Origin of the sequence: Tissierella sp. (genome assembly GCF_052089545.1) — a bacterium.
In the GTDB taxonomy this organism is placed as follows: domain Bacteria; phylum Bacillota; class Clostridia; order Tissierellales; family Tissierellaceae; genus Tissierella_A.
The window spans coordinates 1-4,216 of record NZ_JBQDAA010000198.1 but is presented as its reverse complement, the minus strand read 5'-3'; the positions used below and the strand labels follow the sequence as shown (position 1 = coordinate 4,216).

3 protein-coding genes and 1 pseudogene are annotated in these 4,216 nt (G+C 31.0%); all 4 read left to right on the top strand.

Going from position 1 to position 4,216, the window contains the following annotated elements; genetic code table 11:
* Positions 1-349 (top strand): annotated as a pseudogene (locus tag ACTHW2_RS11355) (4-(cytidine 5'-diphospho)-2-C-methyl-D-erythritol kinase); the annotation flags it as partial.
* Between the two features lie 53 nt (positions 350-402).
* A complete protein-coding gene (locus ACTHW2_RS11350) occupies positions 403-1,914 on the top strand; it encodes a spore germination protein (protein WP_442264036.1) in 1,512 nt (503 codons plus the stop codon).
* Complete coding sequence (locus ACTHW2_RS11345) at positions 1,904-2,995, top strand: GerAB/ArcD/ProY family transporter (protein ID WP_442264035.1); 1,092 nt, start codon at positions 1,904-1,906, stop codon at positions 2,993-2,995. Before ACTHW2_RS11350 ends, ACTHW2_RS11345 begins: the two co-directional genes overlap by 11 nt.
* Positions 2,992-4,125: a Ger(x)C family spore germination protein gene (locus tag ACTHW2_RS11340; RefSeq protein WP_442264034.1), complete on the top strand. Its 1,134-nt coding sequence runs from the start codon at positions 2,992-2,994 to the stop codon at positions 4,123-4,125. The genes ACTHW2_RS11345 and ACTHW2_RS11340 overlap by 4 nt, the downstream gene beginning before the upstream one ends.
* Positions 4,126-4,216 lie beyond the last annotated feature (91 nt).

The following is a 4,216-nucleotide window of genomic DNA, read 5'->3' as shown; positions in this document are numbered from 1 at the left end:
ATTAATATGCAATCCTGGATTTGAAATATCTGCAAAATATGCTTATAGTCAAGTAGATTTAAATGATGAAAAGATAGATACAAATAGGATAATAAAAGATATAAAAAAGAAGGATATAAAAGCAGTTTCACAAGGCATGAAAAATAAGATGGAAGCAGCTATCATAAAAAGATATCCTGTAATAGCAGATATAAAAAAAACTATGATAGGAAATGGAGCGCTTGGAAGCCTTATGAGTGGAAGTGGTCCTACAGTATTTGGAATATTTGAGAGCAAGGAAAAGCTTGAGTTTGCAAAAGAAAAGCTCCTAAAAAAATATCCCTTAACTTATCATTCTAAAACAGTATAAGAGTATAAAACAGCCGCCTCTTGGTAACTATAAACTAAGGAGGTGGCATTTTTATGTATAAAAAAATTAGCACTGATATAGAAAAAAACTTAGATTATATAAAAGAAACTCTCAAAGGCTCAAGTGATTTAATAATAAGAGAGTTTCAAATAGGAGATGTATATAGAGTAAAACTTGCCACAGTCTACATAGATGGTCTTGCAAGTAAAGACTTTGTATCAGACTTTGCTATAAGAAGTCTTTTTAGAGAAGAAGAACTAAAATCCTTTACACTTAAAGGCCTTCAAACCTCTATTGTAAAAGCCATACAAGATGACGGAATAGACTCATCTGACATAGCAGAAATAGATGAATTTGAAGACATCTTAGATGGGATACTATCTGGAGATACTATTCTTTTTATAGATGGATCAAAAAAGGCTATAACCCTAGATACAAAAAATTTTCCATCAAGGGGAATAGAAGAGCCAAAAACTGAAAGTTTAATTAGAGGTCCTAGAGAAGGTTTTGTAGAAATATTAAGATTTAACACTGCTTTAGTCCGAAGAAGGATAAGAGATACAAATTTAAATGTAGAAGTTCATAAAGTAGGAAAAAGATCCAAAACTAGTGTAGCACTTCTTTTTATAAAAGATATAGTAAATCCCAAATTTTTATTAGAAGTAAGAAAAAGGCTTAAAAATATAAATATAGATTCTGTAATAGATAGTGCCACATTAGAACATCTTATAGAAGATAACTACCTTTCTCCATTTCCTCAAATAGAAAATACAGAAAGACCAGATAGTGTGGCGGCATCACTATATGAAGGAAGAATAGCTATAATAGTAGATAACTCTCCATTTGTACTAATTCTTCCAGCAACTATAGGTACTCTTCTTAATTCTACAGAAGACTACTATAGTAGATGGACTGATGCTTCAGTAAAAAGACTTTTAAGATATTTATCAGTTATTCTAATACTTTTTCCATCAGCTCTTTATGTAGCTATAACTGTATATCACCCAGGTATCCTTCCTACTAAACTAAGTTACTATCTAGCGGCAAGTAGGATAAATGTACCCTTTCCAGCACTTGTAGAAGCTCTTATGATGGAGTCAACTATGGAACTTTTAAGAGAATCAGGAACTAGAATATCTGGACCAATAGGCACAACTATAGGAATAGTTGGTGGTCTTATCATAGGTCAAGCAGCAGTAGAAGCAGGCATAGTAAGTCCTCTTATGATAATAATAGTTGCTATATCTGCTATTGCTACATTTGCAGTTCCATCCCATGAGTTTTCAACTGCTCTAAGAATTTCTAAATTTATGCTAATATTATTTTCAGGAGTCCTGGGACTTTTTGGTTTTATGATAGGTATTATTATAATTGGAACTCACATCCTATCTTTAAACAGTTTTGGTATACCCTTTAGTTCTCCATACTCAGGACTTGGGATAGAAGAAGGCGACTTAAAAGATACCTTCATAAAAGCTCCTCTGAAAAGATTATGGCTAAGACCAGGTTTTACATTTCCTAAAAATAAAAAGAGGATGAAAGAAGGGAAAAAGGATGAAAAGTAATATAAAGATTTCTCATATACAATTAAGAGCTCTTATAGTTGCAACAGTTATAGGTGTTGGAGTAATATCCCTTCCAAACGATCTGGCAGTTATTTCAGGGAAAGATGGATGGATATTAATACTTCTTACTTCTTTAATACTCCTGCCACTTATTATTATGATAAATTATATATTTAAAGTAAACCCAGGAAAGGACTATTTTGAAATAGGCAAGGAAACCCTTGGCACTATACCCTTTACAATATGTAAACTTATATTTTTTGCCTACTTAATAGTTTATTTATCCTTTGTGGTTAGGAGGCTAAGTGAACTCATAAAAGCATTTTTACTCAATACTACACCTATTGAAATTATAATATTTTTGTTTATCTTAACTAGTCTTTATATATCAAGCATGGAGATAGACATAATAGCAAGAGCCGGCTACCTTATATACCCTATTATACTAACATTTGTAGGCATATTTATCGTTATATCTATTCCAACAGCAAATCTTTCTGATATGTTGCCTGCATTTCAATCTGATTTTGGAAATATACCTAAGGGCTTAGTAAGTACATTTTTTTCATTTACTGGATTTGAAGTTATACTTTTTGCACTACCCTATGTAGAAGATAAAAAAAATGCCCTAAAGTCTAGCCTAATAGCCCTAGGAACTATTACCTTTATATATATATTGCTTTTTTTAACAACACTAACCCAGTTTCACATAAAACAAATACAGGAACAAAGTTTTTCGCTTCTTATGATAGCAAAGGTTGTAGACCTTCCTGGATATTTTTTACAAAACTTAGATGGAGTTGTTATGGCTATATGGACCTTGGTAGTCTTTGCAACTTTTGCACCTGCTTTTTTTGGCGCTGGTAAAATTCTTTCAAGTATATTTAAAACTAAAAGTCACAAATACTTTTTAATGGCACTTGTACCTTTTATCTATTTTCTATCACTTGCTGCAGACAACTATATACAAGTTAGAACTACTATGTTAAATATATACAATATACTTGGGTTTTTATCTATAGCTGTAGTACCTTTTTTAATATTTATAGTTACTCTTATAAAAAGGAGGAGTAAACTTTGAAAAAAATATCTTTAATAGTTTTAATCTCTAGCCTTATCTTTACAACAGGCTGTTGGGATATGAAAGAGATAAATGAAAGGATACTTCCCTACTCTGTAGGTCTTGATTTAGTAGATAAAGAAGATTTTAAAAATGGAAGATATGAAGTTTCTTTTACATATCCAAATATAAATGCCCTAGGAAATCAAGCTATACAAGAAGATATAATATACTTTTCAAGTATAAGGGCTAACAGCATGTTTGAAGGTGTAAGAAATATAACTGATAGGCTTCAAAAACCAATGTATTTAAGAGATTTAAAAGTTGTGATCTTCCCAGAAAAATTAGCAAAAGATAAAGACCTTATAAAAGAAATAATAGATGGATTAAATAGAGACTATATAGTAAACAAGGTTGTAAATTTTGTAGTTGTAAAAACTACTGCAAAAGAACTTTTGGAAGTAAAGGTGCAATCAAAAAAACAATTGGCCATAGAAGGACTTATTTATGAACTGCTTAGAAACGACCAAGGCTCAGCTAAGTTTATTCCAAGTACCTTAAATAGTTTTGTAAAAGAGATGAGTACCTGTAAAGCTTCTGCTGTACCAGTAACTAGAACTGAAAATGAAGATATAATAGCTGACTCTAGTGCTGTCTTTAAAGACTATGAACTAATAGGTTATATTGACGATGAAGATAGTAAAAACATAATGCTTCTTACAAACAAGATAAAAAACTTTGGAATAAATACAGAATACAAAGGAGCAGATATGGCTTTGAAAACTCCAAGACCAAAAACTAAAAAGAAGCTTATAAAAAGTGAAGAAGGTTTAAAGATGAAATATTCCTTAGAAATAGAAGGCCAAGTAGAACAGTTTATACTCGGAAAAGATGATCAACTAGGGAAAGAAAAAAAACTTGAAGATATAAAAAAGGCCCTAGAAAAAAAATTAGAAAAGAGTATGAGAAAAACAATTAAAAAACTTCAAAGTGACCTTAACGCAGATTTAATAGGTACTGCAGACTATTTATATAAATTTCATCCCAATATGTGGCAAGAAATCGAAGATGACTACGATGATATATTTCCTGATATAGATATAGAAGTAGATATAAATGTAGAGATTAGAAGAAGAGGACTTGTAAAGTAAGATTCTTCGGCAAGCTCAGAATGATAAAGAGGAAAAGATTGGATAGGTTACACTTAATTATACAATAAAAACTCGGACATGATATAATAAA

Coding starts and splice junctions, on each gene's coding strand:
- ACTHW2_RS11350 (WP_442264036.1), top strand. CDS start 403: ATGTATAAAAAAATTAGCACTGATATAGAAAAAAACTTAGATTATATA.
- ACTHW2_RS11345 (WP_442264035.1), top strand. CDS start 1,904: ATGAAAAGTAATATAAAGATTTCTCATATACAATTAAGAGCTCTTATA.